The 19963-nt window shown below is 58.8% G+C and carries 16 protein-coding genes, 4 tRNA genes and 1 pseudogene; 5 read left to right on the top strand and 16 right to left on the bottom strand.

The window, feature by feature from the left end; genetic code table 11:
* Positions 1–43 precede the first annotated feature (43 nt).
* The 8 genes from PMI18_RS12765 to rluD all read right to left on the bottom strand — a co-directional run bounded on the left by PMI18_RS12765 (position 44) and on the right by rluD (position 6947).
* Positions 44–1669 carry a methyl-accepting chemotaxis protein gene (locus PMI18_RS12765; protein ID WP_007901943.1) on the bottom strand — a complete coding sequence of 542 codons (1626 nt, stop codon included), beginning with the start codon at positions 1667–1669 and terminating at the stop codon, positions 44–46.
* Positions 1670–1836: 167 nt separating this feature from the next.
* A tRNA-Pro gene (locus PMI18_RS12770) sits at positions 1837–1913 on the bottom strand.
* Positions 1914–2008: 95 nt separating this feature from the next.
* A tRNA-Lys gene (locus PMI18_RS12775) sits at positions 2009–2084 on the bottom strand.
* A gap of 5 nt (positions 2085–2089) precedes the next feature.
* A tRNA-Pro gene (locus PMI18_RS12780) sits at positions 2090–2166 on the bottom strand.
* A 9-nt stretch (positions 2167–2175) separates the two neighbouring features.
* Positions 2176–2251 (bottom strand) — tRNA-Asn (locus tag PMI18_RS12785).
* A 317-nt stretch (positions 2252–2568) separates the two neighbouring features.
* Positions 2569–5133, bottom strand: coding sequence for an ATP-dependent chaperone ClpB (gene clpB, locus PMI18_RS12790; protein WP_007901941.1), 2565 nt, complete (start codon positions 5131–5133; stop codon positions 2569–2571).
* A 129-nt stretch (positions 5134–5262) separates the two neighbouring features.
* Complete coding sequence (gene pgeF, locus PMI18_RS12795; RefSeq protein ID WP_007901934.1) at positions 5263–5988, bottom strand: peptidoglycan editing factor PgeF; 726 nt, start codon at positions 5986–5988, stop codon at positions 5263–5265.
* Positions 5985–6947: a 23S rRNA pseudouridine(1911/1915/1917) synthase RluD gene (rluD, locus tag PMI18_RS12800; protein ID WP_007901932.1), complete on the bottom strand. Its 963-nt coding sequence runs from the start codon at positions 6945–6947 to the stop codon at positions 5985–5987. Before rluD ends, pgeF begins: the two co-directional genes overlap by 4 nt.
* A 151-nt stretch (positions 6948–7098) precedes the next feature.
* Here rluD and PMI18_RS12805 point away from each other — a divergent pair, with 151 nt between their 5' ends.
* The 4 genes from PMI18_RS12805 (at position 7099) to PMI18_RS12820 (ending at position 11414) form a co-directional block, all read left to right on the top strand.
* The gene (locus PMI18_RS12805) at positions 7099–8121 is read left to right on the top strand and encodes an outer membrane protein assembly factor BamD (protein WP_007901929.1); all 1023 of its coding nucleotides are present in this window, start codon (positions 7099–7101) and stop codon (positions 8119–8121) included.
* Positions 8122–8258: 137 nt separating this feature from the next.
* Entirely contained in the window at positions 8259–8492 is a 234-nt protein-coding gene (locus tag PMI18_RS12810; RefSeq protein ID WP_007901926.1) for a PP0621 family protein, read from the top strand.
* Entirely contained in the window at positions 8482–10071 is a 1590-nt protein-coding gene (locus tag PMI18_RS12815; protein WP_033036529.1) for a sensor histidine kinase, read from the top strand. Before PMI18_RS12810 ends, PMI18_RS12815 begins: the two co-directional genes overlap by 11 nt.
* A gap of 2 nt (positions 10072–10073) precedes the next feature.
* Entirely contained in the window at positions 10074–11414 is a 1341-nt protein-coding gene (locus tag PMI18_RS12820) for a sigma-54-dependent transcriptional regulator (protein WP_007901916.1), read from the top strand.
* A 127-nt stretch (positions 11415–11541) separates the two neighbouring features.
* On the opposite strand, the gene thiO is transcribed toward PMI18_RS12820, so the two are convergent.
* From thiO to PMI18_RS12855, 7 genes are read right to left on the bottom strand one after another with little or no spacing between them, the layout of a single operon-like run.
* The gene (thiO, locus tag PMI18_RS12825) at positions 11542–12642 is read right to left on the bottom strand and encodes a glycine oxidase ThiO (RefSeq protein ID WP_007901911.1); all 1101 of its coding nucleotides are present in this window, start codon (positions 12640–12642) and stop codon (positions 11542–11544) included.
* 56 nt (positions 12643–12698) lie between these two features.
* Complete coding sequence (locus tag PMI18_RS12830; protein ID WP_007901909.1) at positions 12699–13100, bottom strand: type IV pilin protein; 402 nt, start codon at positions 13098–13100, stop codon at positions 12699–12701.
* Between the two features lie 14 nt (positions 13101–13114).
* Entirely contained in the window at positions 13115–16234 is a 3120-nt protein-coding gene (locus PMI18_RS12835) for a pilus assembly protein (protein ID WP_007901907.1), read from the bottom strand.
* On the bottom strand, positions 16221–16700 hold the full coding sequence (locus PMI18_RS12840) for a pilus assembly PilX family protein (protein WP_007901905.1): 480 nt from the start codon (positions 16698–16700) through the stop codon (positions 16221–16223). The genes PMI18_RS12835 and PMI18_RS12840 overlap by 14 nt, the downstream gene beginning before the upstream one ends.
* 11 nt (positions 16701–16711) lie before the next feature.
* Positions 16712–17425, bottom strand: coding sequence for a PilW family protein (locus PMI18_RS12845; RefSeq protein WP_007901902.1), 714 nt, complete (start codon positions 17423–17425; stop codon positions 16712–16714).
* The gene (pilV, locus tag PMI18_RS12850; RefSeq protein ID WP_007901900.1) at positions 17422–17871 is read right to left on the bottom strand and encodes a type IV pilus modification protein PilV; all 450 of its coding nucleotides are present in this window, start codon (positions 17869–17871) and stop codon (positions 17422–17424) included. The genes PMI18_RS12845 and pilV overlap by 4 nt, the downstream gene beginning before the upstream one ends.
* Positions 17868–18341: a GspH/FimT family pseudopilin gene (locus tag PMI18_RS12855; protein WP_007901897.1), complete on the bottom strand. Its 474-nt coding sequence runs from the start codon at positions 18339–18341 to the stop codon at positions 17868–17870. The genes pilV and PMI18_RS12855 overlap by 4 nt, the downstream gene beginning before the upstream one ends.
* A 131-nt stretch (positions 18342–18472) precedes the next feature.
* Here PMI18_RS12855 and PMI18_RS12860 point away from each other — a divergent pair.
* Positions 18473–19028 (top strand): annotated as a pseudogene (locus tag PMI18_RS12860) (GspH/FimT family pseudopilin).
* Here the strand turns inward: PMI18_RS12860 and ispH are convergent.
* Positions 18997–19944 carry a 4-hydroxy-3-methylbut-2-enyl diphosphate reductase gene (ispH, locus tag PMI18_RS12865; protein WP_007901894.1) on the bottom strand — a complete coding sequence of 316 codons (948 nt, stop codon included), beginning with the start codon at positions 19942–19944 and terminating at the stop codon, positions 18997–18999. The pseudogene PMI18_RS12860 and the gene ispH sit on opposite strands and share 32 nt — an antisense overlap.
* Positions 19945–19963 lie beyond the last annotated feature (19 nt).

The following is a 19963-nucleotide window of genomic DNA, read 5'->3' as shown; positions in this document are numbered from 1 at the left end:
GCGCTTTTCCTTCGGGAAGCGCGGTTTTTTTCGTCTGGCGGATTTACACCTGGAAGCGCTGCACCATGGTTCGCAATGAATTGGCCAGCTGTGAAAGCTCATGGCTTGAGGCACTGGTCTGATCGGCGCTGGCGGCGGAGCGCACCGACAAATCGCGAATGTTCACCAGATTGCGATCGACCTCACGCGCCACTTGTGCCTGCTCTTCAGCGGCGCTGGCAATCACCAGATTGCGCTCGTGAATCTGGTGGACCGACTCAGTGATGGTCTGCAACGCCTCGCCCGCTCGCTCCGCCAAGGCCAATGTACTGGCCGCGCGCGAGGAACTGGCTTGCATGGAGTCCAGCGCCTGGGTTGAACCGGTGCGCATACCCTGAACCATTTGCTCGATTTCCTGGGTCGATTGCTGCGTGCGGTAAGCCAGAGCCCGCACTTCGTCGGCGACCACCGCGAAACCTCGACCGCTTTCGCCAGCGCGGGCCGCTTCGATGGCTGCATTGAGGGCCAGCAGGTTGGTCTGTTCAGCAATGGCCCGAATCACATCCAGTACCTTGCCAATGTCCTGCGACTGGTTGGCCAGCGATTGCACCAACCCGCCCGTCGTCTGCACATCGCTGGCGAGGGCGCTGATGGCACTGACAGTTTCGCTGACCCGCGCTTGACCGACGTGCGCCGACTCACTGGATTGGCGTGTGGCGTCGGAAGTAGACACCGCGTTGCGTGCAACCTCCTCCACCGCCGTGGTCATTTCGGTGACGGCCGTCGCGGCTTGCTCAATCTCGTTGTTCTGCTGTTGCAGGTTCTGCGTACTGTCGAGGGTGACTGCGTTCAACTCATCGGCCGCCGTCGCCAGTTGCGCCGCCGAACCGCTGATGCCCTGCAAAGTTTCACGCAGGTTGTGTTGCATGGTCGCCAGCGCCTGGAGCAAGCGGCTCACTTCGTCGTTACCATGGGTTTCGATGGGGCAAGTCAGATCGCCTCGCGCCACGTTTTCTGCGGCATGCAACGCTTCGCTCAAAGGTTTGACGATGCTGCGGGTCAGCAGCATGGCCAGGCCGACGGTGGCTAATCCCGCCAATGCGATAAACAGGCTGACGATCATCCTCGATGTTTCGTAATGCGCTGCAGATTTCTGGCTCTCGGCGGCGACTTGTTTGGCGAACAGATCCGCCAGGTCATTGAGCTGTTTACCCGAGCCATCGACCACGGTTTTCATGTCGATCAGCAGCAGTTTGGTCAATTCGTCGCGGCGTCCCTGTTCGGCCAGGGAGAACGATTGAGCAATACCGGAACGATAAGCCGCGAAGGTGGTTTTGAACTGGTCATACAAGGCTTTGCCTTCGACTGTGTTGACCAACCTGTCATACGCCGCAATCTTCTCGCTCAACTCTTTGTCGCGAGTGTCCATCTGGCCGCGGTAGACAGGGATGTTCTTCGGATCCTGATCCAGGGCCATGCGCAGGGAAATGGTACGGATGCGCAGCATGATTTCGCGGATCTCGTCACCGCCGCGAATGCTCGGCAACCATTGCTTCTCCACCGCCAACTCGCTGTCACGAATGCTCGACATCTGCCCCAGGGCAAAAATCCCGAGCAAAGCGACCAATACGGCGATCAGGGCAAACCCCAAGGCTGCCCGAGGAGCGATATTTAACTGTCGAAGCACCATAACGAACGCCCTTTTTTTGTAGTGGCTTAGATAAGGGGCGTTGTTTCGGCAGTACCCCATCGCCTCGTTATCGGCAAGTTGTACGATGACTGAAGTGTTATTTCTCGAAGACAAAAAATCGAAAACAAAAAAAATCCCCGTATCTTTCGATACGAGGATTTTTAATATGGTCGGGGTAAGGGGATTCGAACTCCTGACATCCTGCTCCCAAAGCAGGCGCGCTACCGGACTGCGCTATACCCCGGTAAAAAAAAGGCACCTTTGAAAGGCGCCTTCTGCGAGCAGAGCTTTTGGCGTCTGATCTTAAGATCTGATCCCAGCGTTAACTGGTTTCAAAAATGGTGGGTCGTGTGGGATTCGAACCTACGACCAATTGGTTAAAAGCCAACTGCTCTACCAACTGAGCTAACGACCCAAAAATGGTCGGGGTAAGGGGATTCGAACTCCTGACATCCTGCTCCCAAAGCAGGCGCGCTACCGGACTGCGCTATACCCCGGTTTGAAATTGGCTCCGTGACCAGGACTCGAACCTGGGACCCAATGATTAACAGTCATTTGCTCTACCGACTGAGCTATCACGGAACTACATATTTCAATTACAACTGATATTTCAATTTACAACTGTGAAGCTTGCTTCACCTCTTCGACCCGTTCGCATCGCTGCGTTCGTGTGTCTGAGGCGCGCTATTCTACAATCTTAAGCACCTCTGTCAACCCCCTAAATTGCTTTCAAGTTAATGATTTGCAACTTATTTCAGATTCCTGCTTGGGGAGCAGAAACCCCTCGGGGTGACTTACTGCGGGGCGCACTTTACAAGCCTTTTCCTTTGAGTTCAACAGCCTGGCGAAAAAAAGGCCTCGCAATGCGAGGCCTCCTTTTATGGAACTGCCGCCGAGCGTCAGACGAAAACGATTTCGTCGTTTTCCACGACACCTTTGGCGGTATCGCCGGGCATGAATCGACCCGACAGAATCAGCTGTGCCAATGGGTTCTCGATCCAGCGCTGGATCGCCCGCTTCAGCGGCCGTGCGCCATAGACTGGGTCGTAACCAACGGCGATCAGCTTATCCATCGCTTCCGGACTGAGCTCAAGCTTCAGCTCTCGCTCGGTCAGGCGGCTACGCAGGCGACCCAACTGGATCTCGGTAATGCCGGCGATCTGATCCCGAGCCAGCGGCTCGAAAATCACCACTTCGTCAACCCGGTTGATGAACTCCGGCCGGAAGTGCGTGGAAATCGCATCCATCACCGCCGCGCGCTGCGCTTCGCGATCCCCTACCAGCTCCTGGATCTGCACCGAGCCAAGGTTGGAGGTCATGACGATCACGGTATTCTTGAAATCCACCGTGCGGCCATGGCTGTCGGTCAAACGGCCATCTTCAAGCACTTGCAGCAAGATGTTGAACACGTCCGGGTGGGCCTTCTCGACCTCGTCCAGGAGGATCACCGAATAAGGCTTGCGACGCACCGCCTCGGTCAGGTAACCGCCCTCTTCATAGCCCACGTAGCCCGGTGGCGCGCCGATCAGTCGAGCCACGGAATGTTTTTCCATGAACTCGGACATGTCGATCCGCACCATCGCCTCTTCGGTATCGAACAGGAACTCGGCCAGCGCCTTGCACAGCTCGGTTTTGCCGACACCGGTCGGGCCGAGGAACATGAACGAACCGCTCGGGCGATTCGGGTCGGACAACCCGGCGCGGGAACGCCGCACCGCGTTGGAGACAGCGATCACCGCTTCGTCCTGACCGATCACACGCTGGTGCAACAGGCTTTCCATCTTCATCAGTTTTTCGCGCTCGCCCTCGAGCATTTTCGCCACGGGGATGCCGGTCCACTTCGACACGACTTCGGCGATCTCTTCTTCAGTCACCTTGCTACGCAGCAACTGGTTTTCGCTTTTGCCGTGCTGGTCGACCATTTGCAGGCTGCGCTCCAGGTCCGGGATCACCCCGTATTGCAGCTCGGCCATGCGGTTCAGGTCGCCTTTACGGCGTGCGGCCTCCAGTTCCTGACGGGACTGTTCGATCTTCTGCTGGATCTGTGCCGAACCCTGGACTTCGGCTTTTTCCGAGTTCCAGATTTCTTCGAGGTCCGAGTACTCACGCTCGTGACGAACGATTTCTTCCTGCAATCTTTCCAGACGTTTCTTTGCCGCGTCGTCGCTTTCTTTCTTCAGCGCCTGGGATTCCACCTTCAGCTGAATCAGACGACGCTCCAGACGGTCCAGCACTTCCGGCTTGGAGTCGATCTCCATGCGGATGCGGCTGGCGGCTTCGTCGATCAGGTCGATGGCTTTGTCCGGCAGCTGACGATCAGTGATGTAGCGATGACTGAGCTTGGCCGCGGCGATGATCGCGCCGTCGGTTATTGCCACCTTGTGGTGAACCTCGTAACGCTCTTTCAGGCCACGGAGGATGGCGATGGTGTCTTCTTCGCTCGGCTCATCCACCAATACTTTCTGGAAGCGCCGCTCGAGGGCCGCGTCCTTCTCTATATATTGGCGGTACTCGTTGAGCGTGGTCGCGCCGACGCAGTGCAGTTCACCACGAGCCAACGCAGGTTTGAGCATGTTACCGGCATCCATCGAGCCTTCGCCCTTGCCGGCGCCGACCATGGTGTGCAGTTCGTCGATGAACAGAATGATCTGCCCTTCCTGCTTCGACAGTTCATTGAGTAGGGATTTGAGGCGTTCTTCGAACTCGCCGCGGTATTTGGCACCGGCAATCAGCGCCCCCATGTCCAGGGACAACAGACGCTTGCCTCTCAGGCCATCCGGCACTTCGCCGTTGATGATGCGCTGGGCCAGCCCCTCGGCGATGGCGGTTTTACCCACGCCAGGCTCACCAATCAGTACCGGGTTGTTCTTGGTGCGGCGTTGCAGGACCTGAATGGTGCGACGAATTTCGTCGTCACGGCCGATCACCGGATCGAGCTTGCCCTCTTCGGCGCGCTTGGTCAGGTCGATGGTGTATTTGTCGAGCGCCTGACGTGACTCTTCGTGGTTGGCATCATTGACTGCCTCACCACCGCGCAGGTTGTTGATCGCATTTTCCAGGGCTTTCTTGCTCACGCCCTGGCCCAGCAACAATTTGCCGAGCTTGCTGTTCTCGTCCATGGCGGCGAGCAGCACCAGTTCGCTGGAGATGAATTGGTCGCCCTTCTGCTGGGCCAGGCGATCGGCCTGATTAAGCAGACGCGCCAGATCCTGCGACATGTTTACGTCGCCAGTCGGGTTCTGGATTTTTGGCAGCTGATCGAGGGCTTTGGTCAGCTCTTTACGCAAGCTGTTGACGTCAAAACCCACCTGCATCAGCAGCGGTTTGATCGAACCACCCTGCTGTTCAAGCATGGCCTGCATCAAATGCGCCGGCTCAATGGCCGGATGATCGAGGCCGACGGCCAGGGATTGGGCGTCGGACAAGGCTAACTGCAACTTGCTGGTTAAACGGTCTATACGCATGGGTCACCTTCCTTTTGAGCAGGCCGGACCTATAAACATCCTGAATGAAGAAACCTGCCAGATACCGCTATAGATGCGGTCGATTCTGGGAGGTTCAAGCGTCGTGATGTTGATGCAGATCAGAGAAGTCTAGCGTTCAAGCCAGACCAAGGAGGCAAACCGGCCGGTGCGTGGACTACGGCGGTAAGAAAAGAAGCGAGGATCGGTCACGGTGCAGAAACCGCCACCATAAACAGCGGTAACCCCACGAGCGGCCAGACGCAAACGCGCCAGCTCATAGATGTCGGCCATGAACTTGCCGGCATTCTGGCTCGGCACAAAAGCTTTGGCGGCTTCGGGCAATTGCTCGACGAAGGTTTCGCGCACTTCCGGGCCGACTTCAAAGGCTTGTGGGCCAATGGCCGGGCCAAGCCAGACCAGCACGTCCTCAGGCGGCACGGCCAGACTGTCGAGTGTCGCTTCCAGCATACCTGCCGCCAACCCGCGCCAACCGGCATGGGCGGCAGCGACGCGGGTGCCGGCACGGTCGCAAAACAGCGCCGGAAGGCAGTCGGCGGTCATTGCGGTGCAAGCGATACCGGGTGTAGCCGTCCAACTGGCGTCAGCGGTAGCTACCAGACCTGGATCCGCTTGGGCCACGACAATGCCATGAACCTGCTTTAACCAGGCTGGTTGAATAGAGAAATGATCGGTAAGGCGACGGCGGTTCTCTGCGACAGCTTCGGGGCTGTCATCGACATGATCGCCCAGGTTGAGGCTGTCGAACGGCGCCAGACTGACGCCGCCCGCACGGGTGGTAACGCAGGCTTTCACCCCGGCAGGCGCAGGCCAGTCGGGAATCAGCCAGTCACTCATCCGATGAACGCCTCGCGGTCTTGCTTGAGCAGCGACAGCAACCAGACGAAGTCATCCGGCAGTGGCGATTCCCAGCTCATGCGTTTACCGGTGGTCGGATGATCCAGCTCCAGGAAGCGCGCATGCAACGCCTGACGCGGGAAATTCTTCAAGGATTCGACCATGGTCACACTAGCGGCTGGCGGAATTCGGAAACGACCGCCATAGGCAGGATCTCCGACCAACGGGTAGTTGATGTGCGCCATGTGCACGCGAATCTGGTGTGTACGACCGGTTTCCAGCTTCACCCGCACGTGAGTGTGGGAGCGGAAACGTTCGAGCACGCGGTAATGGCTGACGGCTTGCTTGCCACCTTCCATCACGGCCATGCGCTGGCGTTGCTGGCCATGGCGACCGATCGGCGCGTTGATCTTGCCGCCGGCTGTCACGACACCAATCACGATGCACTCGTAGATCCGGCTTACGCTGCGGCTCTGCAATTGCGTGACAAGCTGTGTCTGCGCCTGAATGGTCTTGGCCACCACCATCAGACCGGTGGTGTCCTTGTCCAGGCGATGCACGATACCGGCGCGGGGCACATTGATGATGTCCGGCACGTGGTGCAGCAAGGCGTTGAGCAAGGTGCCATCAGCGTGGCCGGCAGCCGGATGCACCACCAGGCCCGCAGGCTTGTTGATCACCAGGATGTCGTCGTCTTCATAGACGATGTCCAGCTCGATGTCTTGAGCGATCCATTCGCCCTGAGCTTCCTGCTCGGCAGTCAGTTCAAGAATGGCGCCACCGTGAACGATGTCTCGCGGGCGGATAACCGCCCCATCCACAGTCAGGCGGCCGTCTTTGATCCAGGCGGAAAGGCGCGAGCGCGAGTGCTCAGCGAATAATTGTGCGGCGACTTGATCGAGGCGTTGGCCGCCCAATTCGGACGGCACCTCTGCGCGAAGTTCAATTTTATCGGACATGCTCAGACTAGGCGTCGGCACAGCCTTTGGTTTCGGCTGCGCGCTTGTGGTTAAATACGGCGTCTTTTGCCCCGAGGCTTTTCAACGGGGCACTCATCATAACAGGACGGCCCCGCCCAAGACAGCGGCCGTCATAGGGACGCAAGCCGCCATGCAAGTGAAACACCTGCTGCTGATCGCCATCCTCGCATTGACCGCTGCTTGCTCATCGAAGGAAGTCGTAGACGAAAACTTGAGCGAAGTCGAGCTGTACCAGCAGGCTCAGCACGATCTGGACAACAATAGCTACACCGCCGCCACAGCCAAGCTGAAGGCGCTGGAGTCGCGTTATCCGTTCGGTCGCTACGCCGATCAGGCTCAACTCGAGCTCATCTACGCCAACTACAAGAACACCGAGCCTGAGGCTGCCAAGTCCGCCGCCGAGCGTTTCATTCGTCTGCACCCGCAGCACCCGAACGTGGATTACGCCTACTACCTCAAGGGGCTGACCTCTTTCGACCAGGACGTCGGCCTGTTGTCGCGTTTTCTGCCGTTGGACATGACCAAGCGTGACCCGGGCGCCGCTCGCGACTCCTACAACGAGTTCGCCCAATTGACCAGCCGCTTCCCGAACAGCCGCTACTCGCCGGACGCCAAGCAGCGCATGATCTACCTGCGCAATCTGCTGGCGGCCTACGAGATTCATGTTGCCGACTACTACCTGACTCGTCAGGCCTATGTCGCCGCCGCGAACCGTGGTCGTTACGTGGTGGAAAACTTCCAGGAAACCCCTTCGGTCGGTGACGGCCTGGCGGTGATGACTGAAGCCTACCAGCGTCTGCACCTGGACGAACTGGCCGCTACCACGCTCGAAACCCTGAAGCTCAACTACCCGAACCACCCAAGCCTGGTGGACGGTCAGTTCGTGCCGTCGGTGGATGAAGCCGACAACCGCTCGTGGCTGAGCAAGGCCACCCTGGGCCTGATCGAATCCCGTCCACCATTGCCGCCGGGTGAAACCCGCGCCAACCAGGACGTGCAGAGACAGTTCCAGGATGCCAAGGATTCGATTCCGAACGAGCTCAAGCCTAAAGATGAAAACGGCGATGTGATCGAAGAAGAGCAGCACGAGTCTGAAGCCAACAATACTGACCGTTCGTGGTTCAGCTACATGACCTTCGGCGTGTTCGACTGACGCTGGGGTGTTATGCCGAAAAGGCGCCTTTCGAGGCGCCTTTTTTATTACCGGATTTCAGGGGCGGGCGTATTGCACTGTGCGCCTGACCCGTCCTTGGCTAAACTGCCAATTCACTACTCAAAAAGCAGCTCACCATGCTTCGTTTATTATTCTGGATCGCCCTGATTGCCGCTGCGGTATGGCTCTGGCGCAAGTTCAAGGCCCCGGTTTCGGGCGCCAACACGCCGCGAGAGCAAGATGCTCCACCCATGGTCCGTTGCGCTCATTGCGGCGTACACCTGCCCCGCGACCGTGCGCTGAGCCTTCAACAACAGTGGTATTGCAGCCAGGCTCACCTTGAGCAAGGCCCGGGCTCCAGTGATCGCTGAGACCTCCAGTCCCGGCAACAAACGGGCCCAGCGATTGCTGCGCCTCTATCACCTCTACCGTTTAAGCATCGGCATCACCTTGGTGCTGTTGATCTCCAGCAACATGGACAACCAGTTGCTGACGTTCGCCAATGACGACTTGCTGCGTAACGGCAGCTGGTTGTACCTGGTGCTGAATATCCTGCTGGTGGTCTTTCAGGGGAACACCCGGCGCCCGGCGCAGTTGTTCAGCCTGGCGCTGGTCGATGTCCTGCTGTTATGCGGCCTGTTCTATGCCGCTGGCGGCATGCCCAGCGCCATCGGCAACCTGCTGATAGTGTCGGTGGTCATCAGCAACACCCTGCTGCGCGGGCGCATCGGCCTGCTGATTGCGGCCGTTGGCGCCCTCGGCATCGTGGGTTTGAGCTTCCTTCTGAGCTTCAGCCACCCCATCAGTCCCAACGACTACCTGCAAATCGGCACGCTCGGCGCCCTGTGCTTTGCCGCAGCATTGTTGGTGCAAGGCTTGATCCGAAGGCTGGAAGTCAGCGAAACCCTGGCCGAGCAACGGGCCAGCGAAGTGCTCGGCCTCGAAGCCCTCAACGCTCTGATCCTGCAACGCATGCGCACGGGCATTCTGGTGCTCGACGACCAACGGCGTGTGCAACTGGCCAATCACAGCGCCTTGACCTTGCTGGGGCAGGAAAAACTGGATCGCCAGTTGATCGACGACTATTCGATGCCGTTGGTCGAGCGGCTTCAACTGTGGCTCAACAATCCGACGTTGCGTCCGCAAAGCTTGAAAATCGCCAGCAATGGGCTGGAGCTGCAACCAAGCTTTATTGCTCTGGACCAAAGCCCGCACCACCAGACGCTGGTTTTTCTCGAAGACCTCGCCCAAATCGCCCAACAGGCCCAGCAACTTAAACTCGCCGCCCTCGGTCGCCTGACTGCCGGCATTGCCCATGAGATCCGTAATCCACTGGGTGCCATTAGTCATGCCGCCCAGTTACTGCAGGAATCCGAGGAACTGAACGGCGCGGATCGGCGTCTGACACAGATTATTCAAGACCACTCTCAGCGAATGAATCGGGTAATCGAAAACGTCCTGCAACTGTCCCGTCGCCAGCAAACCGTTCCGCAACGGCTGGATCTACGGCCGTGGCTGGAGCACTTTGTCGCTGAAGCGCGCGAAGGGGCGACCGAACGTCAGCAAATTCACCTGAGCATCGGTTCGGGGAACTTCAAAACCCTGATGGATCCGAATCAGCTGACCCAGATTCTCGACAATCTGCTGCGCAACGCCTGGCGCCATAGCGCGCTGAAGCACGCTCAGGCTCAGGCCTGGCTTGAGTTGTACCTCGACCCGGAGAGCCAGTTGCCGACCCTTGAAGTCCTGGACGATGGCCCCGGCGTGGCGCCGAACCAGCGCTCGCACTTGTTCGAACCGTTCTTCACCACCAGCAGCCAGGGTACTGGCCTGGGGCTTTATCTGTCCCGTGAGCTGTGCGAAAGCAATCAGGCCCGCCTAGACTTCAAACCACGCCAAGGCGGCGGCTGCTTTCGCATCACTTTTGCTCACGGACGGAAACAAAGTTGAACATGAGCCCACGGCAAAAAATCCTGATCGTCGACGACGAGCCGGATATCCGCGAACTCCTGGAAATCACCCTGGGACGGATGAAACTCGACACTTTCAGTGCGCGCAATCTCGCAGAAGCGCAAGCACTGCTGGCACAGGAGACATTCGACCTGTGCCTGACCGACATGCGCCTGCCCGACGGCACCGGTCTGGCGCTGGTGCAGCACATCCAGCAGCGCTATGCGCAAGTGCCGGTGGCGATGATCACCGCCTACGGCAGCCTGGAGACGGCAATCAACGCCCTCAAGGCTGGCGCCTTCGATTTCCTGACCAAACCGGTCGATCTCACCCGCCTGCGCGAACTGGTCACCAGCGCGCTGAGTTTGCCTGCGTCAGGCGGCGACAGCAGTACCATCGACCGTCGCCTGCTGGGCGACTCACTGCCAATGCGCAGCCTGCGCAAACAAATCGACAAACTGGCCCGCAGCCAGGCTCCGGTCTACATCAGCGGTGAGTCCGGCAGCGGCAAGGAGCTGGTCGCTCGACTGATCCACGATCAAGGCCCACGCGCCACCCGGCCATTCGTGCCGGTGAACTGTGGGGCGATTCCGTCGGAATTGATGGAAAGCGAATTTTTTGGCCATCGCAAAGGCAGTTTCAGCGGCGCCATCGAAGACAAACCCGGGCTGTTCCAGGCTGCCCAGGGCGGCACTTTGTTCCTCGATGAGGTGGCAGACCTGCCGCTGGCGATGCAAGTCAAACTTTTGCGGGCCATTCAAGAGAAAGCCGTGCGTAGCATCGGTGGGCAGCAGGAAACCGTGGTCGATGTGCGCATACTCTGCGCCACCCACAAAGACCTCGATACCGAAGTCGCCGCCGAACGCTTTCGCCAGGACTTGTACTACCGCCTTAATGTGATCGAATTGCGGGTGCCGCCCTTGCGCGAACGCCGCGACGACATTGAGCTGCTGGCCAACAATATGCTCAAGCGACTGGCGACCGGCACTGGCCAACCCGCTGCAAAACTCCACCCGCAAGCCCTCGACGCACTGAAAAGCTATCGTTTTCCAGGAAACGTGCGGGAATTGGAGAACATGCTTGAGCGAGCGCACACCTTGTGCGAGAACAAACAGATCGAAGCCAGCGACCTGCGCCTGGCCGAAGGTAACTGCAACCCGGACGGCGACGTGCCGGACCTCACGCAAATCGACAATCTGGAAGCCTATCTGGAAAACGTCGAACGCAAACTCATCCTCCAGGCCCTGGAAGAAACCCGCTGGAACCGCACAGCGGCGGCTCAGCGGTTGAATCTGTCGTTTCGGTCGATGCGTTACAGGCTCAAGAAATTGGGGTTGGATTGAGGGCCTCTTCGCGGGCAAGCCTCGCTCCTACAGATTGATGTCGTTCGCAAGCTTATTGATCGACTCAAACCTGTAGGAGCGAGGCTTGCCCGCGAAGGCGATCTGACCGACAACAAAAATCATGCGATCAAATACGCCCGGCCGGTGCATACGGTGCCGGGTCGATAATCGGCGTCCGTCCCAACATCACATCCGCAAACAACTGACACGAGGCCGGCGCCAGCACCAAGCCATTGCGGTAATGCCCGCAGTTGAGCCAGAGCCCGTCAAATCCCGGCACCCGGCCAATATAGGGGATCCCTTCCGGCGACCCCGGCCGCAGCCCGGCCCAATGCCCCACCACCTCGGCTTCCGCCAGCGCCGGAATCAACTCCACCGCCGAGGCCTTCAGGCTTTCCAGCGCGGTGTCGGTCGGTGTCTTGTCGAAGCCTTCATGCTCCAGTGTACTGCCGATCAGAATGTGTCCGTCGCGCCGAGGAATGGCATAACGCCCCTTGGCCAGGACCATGCTTGGAAGGAAGTCCGCCGCGCACTTGTAGAGAATCATCTGGCCTTTGACCGGCTCGACCGGCAGCTCCAGGCCCAGGCTTTTCAGCAAGTCACCGCTCCAGGCCCCGGCCGTCAAAACCACCTGATCACCTGCAATGGCCCCCATCGAGGTCTGTACCCCGACCACCGCAGCACCTTCACGGATAAACCCGCTGACTTCGCACTGCTCATGAATCGTCACGTTCGGTAGCGCCAGCAACGCGGCCTTGAGGGATTTCACCAGCCGTGGATTACGCACATTGGCCACATCGGCCATATAGATCGCCCGCGAAAAACCGGCGCCCAATACCGGCACCGCATCGTGTGCCGCAGAGATATCCACAGCCCGCAGCGGACGATTTTCCCGTTTGGCCCAGTCGAGCGCTTCGGCTTCGTCATCCAGGTCCAGCCAGTACAACCCGGTGGTGTGCACTTCAGGATCGACACCCGTGGCGGTGAACAGGCGTTCCGCCAGCTGTGGATAAAAATCCTGGGACCAATGAGCCAACGCGGTGACCGCCGGGCTGTAGCGCCACGGGTAGAGTGGCGAAACGATCCCGCCACCGGCCCAGGATGACTCCTGACCGACATTCGAGCGATCCAGCAGCACGACGCTCTGCACTTCGGAGGCGAGATTGAACGCCGTCAGCAGGCCAATCACCCCGCCGCCGACAATCACCACTTGCTGTTGCCTGCTCATGTTCTGATCCAACCGTTCAATAGACAGAAGGCGCAAAGGGCGCCTGAAAAATAAACTCAGCGACCCCAGCAATCCTTGGTGGTCAGGCCGGACGTTGCATTGACCATGCCCCGAACGCCAGTATTGGTCAGCGTGAAATTACCGCACTTGTCGCTCGCCATGGTCGAACCGGCCTTGCGTGTTGCCGTCAGCAGGAAGGTCTGATCGGTCAGGGTCGGGGTGATGGTATAGAAATCATTGCCGGCACTCAGGCCGGTGGCATTGGTGTACACATTATTCTTCGAATAGAAACGCTCAAGGATCTGTGCCTGCTCGGAAAGCAGACCAGCCACTTCAGTACGGCGGCCCTTTTTTACATACTCGGTGAGGCTCGGATAGCCAATGGTGATGACGATCCCGATGATCGCTATCACGATCATGATTTCGATCAGGGTAAAACCTCGGTTGGATCTGCGCATGCCTCAACTCTCACTTACTGTATTTGTCGCCACATGATGCGACGGCCGCTGCCGCCACCGGATTTTTCCACCAGAGTGGTCACGCCACCACCGGAGTCGTTCACAATCTTGCGGGATGCATCATTGACGACCGCATTCAGGGTCGGGATCCCGCCGGTGAAGATCACCCCGCTGGAAATCGTGTCAGTACTATCGACCACCCCGTCGGCGTTGGTATCGAGCACCGCGTAATTGAGCATCTTACCGCTGAACGCATCGAGTTCGACCAGTTTGCCGGAGCCGAAGCCGGCACAGGGGTCAACGGTATCCATACTGGCCGTGGTAAAAACGATTCGCCCTGCCACCAGACTGGCCTGATTGATCACCCGCTCCCCGGTCAGTACGTTGTTGTAGACCAGCGGCAAGTACCAGCCTTTCTTTGCTGGGTAGGTCACCTCATTCTGGCTGGTGGTGATGAATTGCCCGCTGCTGCCAGAGAACACGCCGGTCACCGTCTGCGCCTGCAAGCTGGAAGCGGTGATTTGCCCCGCGCCACCCTCCGCATCCCATACGGCATAGAACGCCTGTAGATCCTTGTTGGTCTTGTCGGCGCTCTCATTGAGTTTGCCGGTGCCGAACAACACTTGCTTGCCGCCCGATGCATGATCGGCGAGCAGCGGTTGTACCGTGATCGGCTGAGTCGCGCCGCCCGCTGTGGTGAACAACGGCTTGCCGGAAAACGCCACACCCCAGGTATCGGTGGTGGCGCCGCTCAAATCGAACTTCCACAACCGCCCCTTCAGGTCGCCCCCATAGGCGGCCTGCACCACATTCTGCGAGTTGACCCTGAGCTTCACCGACGACAGACCATTGGTGGTTTCCGTACTGTCGACCACGATTTTCTTGATTAGCGAGCCGTCGCGGATATCCACCACATACAGTGCTGCCACCCCGGAGTTGCTGCCATAACCGTTGGAGATAAACGCGGCCCAGCGACCATCGGCCAAGCGTGCCACTTCGGGGCGCGCATAGGCATAACCCAGATCATTGAAAACGTTCGCCGTACTGGCTGTGGTCGGCGCACTGATTTCCCACAACGCGTTAATCACGTTACCGGCCGAAGCGTCGAACAGTTGCAGCGCATAGAAGGTTTTGCCGCCCGCACCTGTTCCACCGATCGCAAGGGTTTTCCAGGCGCTGTCGAGTTGGGCATCGAACACGCCGACCTGACCGTCGACCAGATATTTGTGGCTCACACCATTGATGTAAGTGGGGTCAGAGATATAGAGCAATGATGGCAACGCACTGGAGGGCATATAGCCGTAGCGTCTGACACCATTGGTCGAGTTGATGACGTTTACAAAACCGTCGTTGGCATTCACCACCAGGCTGGAGTTCATATTGGCGGCTTTGGTGGCGAGGTAGATGCTGTAGGTGGTATCACCCACTAGATCGGATGCGGTTTGGTCCGTGGGCGCGGCCAGTACGAGAGGCGAATTGATAATATCGCCGAGCAACACACTGCGCGTTCTCAACCCGGTTTTGTTGGTGCCCTTGCTCCACTCCACCAGATCGCTGCCGGTGATACCAGTGGGCAGGCTCTGGCTGAGGGAGGTCTGCTGGGTTGGGGAGAAATTGCTGTAGGCCAGGGTAACGACGGCGTTGGTCAGGGTATTCCAGGACTGGTAGGTCGGCGCGGTAGCACCGGGCACGATGGTGGTATCGGTCGTCCACAACACCGCGGCCGTGTTCACCGCGCCCGCCGAGGTAAAGCCAAAAGACTTGATGGTGCCGCGCCAGTCCTTGGGGTCGTAGGTGGTCTGGAAGTAGGCTGAGTTGCTGGTCAGGGTCGTGCCGCTGGTAACGCCGCTGCCACCTGATCCGGCCTTGGAGGTGATGTCGCTCAAAGCCGAAGAAAGTGCACTGTTCAGTCCCGTGCCATCAGTCGCCTGGTAGTACCTTCCCTGTCCGTAGGTCGCAGCGTCCGCCAACATCTGGTTTGCCGCGGTGAAACCCACGGTATAGGTATTCATGTTCTGCCGGGGAAAATCCAGGGCATTCCAGCTTTTGCCCGTAGCATCGGCGCCCGTGGAGCGCATGTCGATGTCGAAGGCGAACTTGGCGATGTCATCCAGGTACAGGGTATCGCCCTCGTTGTCGCCAAAACGGTTGGCGCCATCGTTACTGCTGATACCGTCCCAGTTCGGTAAAGCACTGCCACCGAGTGGATCGTCAGTCGGAAACGTTCGGTCGTAGGTTGGCAGACCACCGGTGATCACCACCCCGTAATTTCTCTGGCAGCGATACTGAATCGGACTGGTATAGGTGGCGGGTGTCGAGTTGTTGTACGGCGTCATGCCACGGAAATAGCGGGAGATCTCGTAATAGGCTTCAGCCAAGGGGCTATTGGCCTGCGCGCTCAGCTCGTCGATTCCTTCAATCAACTCGTTGTAGTTGGTATCGGCCTGAGCCTGAGTCACGGTGCCGCTGACTGCCGACAAATCACTGACCGAACGGACGATGTAACCACCGTCATCCTTATGGTTTCCGACCGCCAGATTGAACGTCGCCAGGCCGATACGCAGGGAGCGGTTGCTGGCCACCAACGCCTTGGAAACGTTGCGCGCCACATTCATCCGGTAATCATTGGGGATCGAGCCATCGGTGAAATCCCGGTCGGAATTGTTGGCCAGGCTTATCAGATAGGACAGGTAATTGGCCGTATAAAGCGTATCTTCGTTCCCCACCGGATCGGGAAGCTTGAGGCAAAGAGACTCCAGACCGAGAAGGCTGTTTTTATAAAAACCGTACCATCCCTCCTTCGAACATGTCCCGTGAGTCAAACTCGACAGGGCAATATTGTTATCGGTCATGTCAAGTTCCCGGCCTTTCAAGCACGTACCATTCGAGAGGCAAATGGTCACCTGAGTGCGCGCGATCGTCGGGTCGAAGCCTGCCGCCCAGATAATGCTGTTCATACTCCTCGAGTCGTCGAGCAACAGCATCACATTGGGCGCCACGGCGGCGTTCAACAGCGGCGAATCCGAGGGCGTGAAGGCGTAAGTCGGCGCTGCCAGATAAAGGCTCAACGCCGCGCCGCAGAACAACTGCAACAACCAGCGGCGCCAGCCTGTGCGGGCCTCAGTACTTCGCATAGATACTCTCCACCACACTGCGCGAGTTACCCGCGATGCCCACTGCGGTCACCCGGTATAACGTTGCCGACGTGTTGCTCGGTACGTTCACGGCCGTCAGGGTGGTGCCGATGTTCTGCACCCCGTAAAAGCCGCTGCCGGAGGCGACCCAGGTCACCCCCGAGGTGGAGTTGAACCCGACGGCGGTAATGACCGACGCTTCGGCCGGCGGCGCGCATTGGCTGGTACCGCTGCAGACCGGCAATGAGTAGGTGTTGAGTTGCACCGCGCTTTCGCCGACGCGCAATGCCGCTTCCGCGCTCTGGAACGACTGGTTGCGCAGGATCACGCTGCTGGCCATTTTTTCCTGCAGCGTGGCGCTCTGCATTGATGAAAGCCCGATCAACGTCAGCACCAGGAGAAACACCAGGCTGACCAGCAACGCCATGCCGCGCTGGGCGTGAGGGGTCATGGGAGCAATACTCATCGGCCCTCCCCTCATGGCAACCGGTTGCGCAAGGCGGCAACCACGTTGAAGGTTTGATCGCTTACCCGGTTGTTCGGGTCGGTCAGCGTCAGCATCAGTCGCACACTACGGATGCGTGCCGGATCGGATGGGTTGCTGCTGTAGCTGGAGGCGGCCGTATCCGTGGCTGAACTGGCGAGGCCAAAGCTCACATTGAAAGCTCTGACATTGTTCACCAGCACCTGTTGCGTCGGTGTGCCGGCCCCAGAGCCCATCAACAGTTGATTGTTGCTAAAGCCATAGACCAGCCGCCGGATCGGAAATGCCAACTGCCCAGATGTTGGCGTTCGTAGGCCTGTATAGGCCGTCGCGGTGTTGCGGCAGTCGGAAATTACTGTCCAGGTTGGCACCCCGCCACTGCCGCCGACATCGGCGGTGACAAGCGTTAATTTGAGGTTGGCATTGTCCCAACTGATCGGCGTGATTTGACTGGCATTGAAACTCCCCGCCGAGCTGGCATCGACAATCGTACCCAGGCAACCGAACATGCCGACCATACGGATTTCCTGAATCATCTTGCTCAGGACGAACCGTGCATCTTCCTGCATGCCGGCGGCGGTATTCTGGCTGACGTAGGTATTTTTAGCGGCGATGAAGATCTGCGCCACGCCAAGCACCACGACCAGACTCAACGCCAGGGCGATCAGTAACTCGATCAGGCCGAAACCTCTGCTGTTTCTGTTCATGGTGTCGTCGCCGGATCAACGGTGGCGCGGCTGGTAAGGACAAAACTGCGGCGCGAGTCGGCGGTATTGGCGGCCCGTGAGTCGTCCCAGGTGATGGTGATGGTGTACACCCGTTGGTTTCGGGTGATGCTGCCGGTCGCCGTGGCGCCGCCGAAATTGACGATGTTGCTGGTGAAATCGTAAAGATCCTGATCCCGGGCCACGCTCAAATTGCCGGAGGTCGGTGGCGTGACGGTGTAATCAGCGCCGGAGTTGGCACGAATGCGGTCCATCATGTCGTAGGCGATAAAACTCGCCTGGCTGGTCATCCGCGAGCTGTCGGTGTACTTCAGCGCATTGAGCTGAATCGCCGCCGCGCTCAACAACCCTACGGCCAGAACCAACAACGCGACCAGTACCTCGATCAGCGTCATGCCCTCCTGTGCGCGCTTGCTCCAACCCCTCATCCGCAACTTCCACCCAATAGAATTCGTCCGTTCAAACACACATTCAGCGTCCTGCTCTGTGCCCCCAGTACATAACTGATCACGACGGCCGTGGACGGTGCCGACAAACCGCCCAGATTGTTGAAATCAATAGCAGTCACTCCTGAGGTTAGCGTCAGAGTGGCGCCACTGCTCATCGCTGGAACAACCCGCAATACATTGGCCGGATTGCCAGTACCGTCATAAACGGTCAGATCGCCGGTCCAGATACTGCCGCCGGCTGTCGGGCGAACCCGGGTGGTAATGCCCCGGTCAATCGCCTCAAGCCGGGCGAAATTGAGCGCACGTTGCAGGTCGCCGATTTCGGTGTCGGCCTTGGTGCTTTGCACCGAGCGGGTAAACGCCGGAACAGCCAGGCTGACCAGGATCAGAAACACGGCGAGCGTGATCAGCAGCTCGATCAGCGTGAAACCTTTTGTACGATGATCCATCGGTGCCCTCCGTTGCCGTCGGCTATACCTGCTTCTACACGCTAGAACATTCGACCGACAGATGTACGGTTGTTTTGCCATTACTCGCGCAGGGATCGCGCGGGCCGCAGCACTCCAGGGAGGGAAATGACATGCATCAGCAAGGATTCAGCCTGATCGAACTGCTCATGGGACTGACAATTGTCGGGATTGTTCTGCAACTGGTCAGCCCGGCGTTCGCCGCACTGACAGAATCGAACCATCGGGAGCAAGCGGCGCAGTCGATTCTCAGTGGTATGCGTAATGCCAGAACTGCTGCTATCACACGCAATCAGAGTGTTGTGATACACGGCATCAACGGCGACTGGGGTCAGGGCTGGCGGATCATTCTGGATGTCAGCGGTAAAGGCCCGGAAGACAGCAGCAATCCGCTGCTGGTTGAACATGCGAGCAGCACCCAGGTGCCGATTGTCGGCAATTGGGCGGTCAAGCGTTTCGTGCGTTTCAGCAGTCTGGGCGAACCACTGATGCCCGGACGGGCCTTTCAAGCGGGGACATTGCACCTATGCGCAAGCCACGAACCGGTGAGTCAGCTCCAGGTGGTGCTGGCCCGGACCGGCCGCGTCAGCCTGCGCAGCCATAAGGCTGAGCAGGCGTTGTGTCCAGGGGGAAAACGTTAAAGCAAGGAGCGCACGCGCAGCTCTTTAGGCATGGAAAACGTGATGTTCTCCTCGCGGCCGGCCAGTTCATCGGCGCCAGTAGCGCCCCAGGCCTGCAATTGCTGGATCACGCCACGTACCAGTACTTCCGGAGCGGAGGCACCGGCAGTGATGCCAATCCGCTCGACACCGTCGAACCAGCTCTTTTGCAAGTCTTCGGCACCATCGATCAGATAGGCCGGGGTGGCCATGCGTTCGGCCAGTTCACGCAGGCGATTGGAGTTGGAGCTGTTAGGGCTGCCGACCACCAGCACTACATCGCATTCGTCTGCCAGCTGCTTGACGGCGTCCTGACGGTTTTGCGTGGCGTAGCAGATATCGTCCTTGCGCGGGCCGCCGATGGCCGGGAACCGAGTACGCAGGGCATCGATCACGCGACTGGTATCGTCCATGGACAGGGTGGTCTGGGTGACGAAGGCCAGTCTTTCAGGGTTGTTTACCTGCAGCTCGGCGACATCTTTTTCGTCCTCGACCAGATAGATCGCGCCACCATTGCTGCCATCGTACTGGCCCATGGTGCCTTCGACTTCCGGGTGACCGGCGTGGCCGATGAGGATGCATTCACGGCCGTCGCGGCTGTAACGCGCAACTTCGATGTGTACCTTGGTCACCAGCGGGCAGGTAGCGTCGAACACCTTCAGGCCACGGCCTGCGGCTTCGGTACGCACGGCCTGGGAAACGCCATGGGCGCTGAAGATCACGATCACGTCATCCGGCACCTGATCCAGCTCTTCAACGAAGATCGCCCCACGGGCGCGCAGGTCTTCGACGACGAATTTGTTGTGGACCACTTCGTGGCGCACATAGATCGGTGGCCCGAAGACTTCCAGGGCGCGGTTGACGATTTCGATCGCCCGGTCCACACCGGCACAGAAGCCACGGGGATTGGCGAGTTTGATTTGCATGCTGTGCCTCGTGTCTTGC

Origin of the sequence: Pseudomonas sp. GM102 (assembly GCF_000282555.1) — a bacterium.
In the GTDB taxonomy this organism is placed as follows: Bacteria; Pseudomonadota; Gammaproteobacteria; order Pseudomonadales; family Pseudomonadaceae; genus Aquipseudomonas.
The sequence above is the reverse complement of the archived record's forward strand: the minus strand, read 5'-3'. Positions and strand labels throughout refer to the sequence as shown.

Bases quoted from the DNA above. Each gene is read 5' to 3' on its own strand.
- PMI18_RS12810 (WP_007901926.1), top strand. From the start codon at position 8,259: ATGCTTCGTTTATTATTCTGGATCGCCCTGATTGCCGCTGCGGTATGG.
- ispH (WP_007901894.1), bottom strand. From the start codon at position 19,944: ATGCAAATCAAACTCGCCAATCCCCGTGGCTTCTGTGCCGGTGTGGAC.
- PMI18_RS12820 (WP_007901916.1), top strand. From the start codon at position 10,074: ATGAGCCCACGGCAAAAAATCCTGATCGTCGACGACGAGCCGGATATC.
- pgeF (WP_007901934.1), bottom strand. From the start codon at position 5,988: ATGAGTGACTGGCTGATTCCCGACTGGCCTGCGCCTGCCGGGGTGAAA.
- rluD (WP_007901932.1), bottom strand. From the start codon at position 6,947: ATGTCCGATAAAATTGAACTTCGCGCAGAGGTGCCGTCCGAATTGGGC.
- pilV (WP_007901900.1), bottom strand. From the start codon at position 17,871: ATGAGGGGTTGGAGCAAGCGCGCACAGGAGGGCATGACGCTGATCGAG.
- clpB (WP_007901941.1), bottom strand. From the start codon at position 5,133: ATGCGTATAGACCGTTTAACCAGCAAGTTGCAGTTAGCCTTGTCCGAC.
- PMI18_RS12840 (WP_007901905.1), bottom strand. From the start codon at position 16,700: ATGAGTATTGCTCCCATGACCCCTCACGCCCAGCGCGGCATGGCGTTG.
- thiO (WP_007901911.1), bottom strand. From the start codon at position 12,642: ATGAGCAGGCAACAGCAAGTGGTGATTGTCGGCGGCGGGGTGATTGGC.
- PMI18_RS12830 (WP_007901909.1), bottom strand. From the start codon at position 13,100: ATGCGCAGATCCAACCGAGGTTTTACCCTGATCGAAATCATGATCGTG.
- PMI18_RS12845 (WP_007901902.1), bottom strand. From the start codon at position 17,425: ATGAACAGAAACAGCAGAGGTTTCGGCCTGATCGAGTTACTGATCGCC.
- PMI18_RS12835 (WP_007901907.1), bottom strand. From the start codon at position 16,234: ATGCGAAGTACTGAGGCCCGCACAGGCTGGCGCCGCTGGTTGTTGCAG.
- PMI18_RS12855 (WP_007901897.1), bottom strand. From the start codon at position 18,341: ATGGATCATCGTACAAAAGGTTTCACGCTGATCGAGCTGCTGATCACG.
- PMI18_RS12765 (WP_007901943.1), bottom strand. From the start codon at position 1,669: ATGGTGCTTCGACAGTTAAATATCGCTCCTCGGGCAGCCTTGGGGTTT.
- PMI18_RS12805 (WP_007901929.1), top strand. From the start codon at position 7,099: ATGCAAGTGAAACACCTGCTGCTGATCGCCATCCTCGCATTGACCGCT.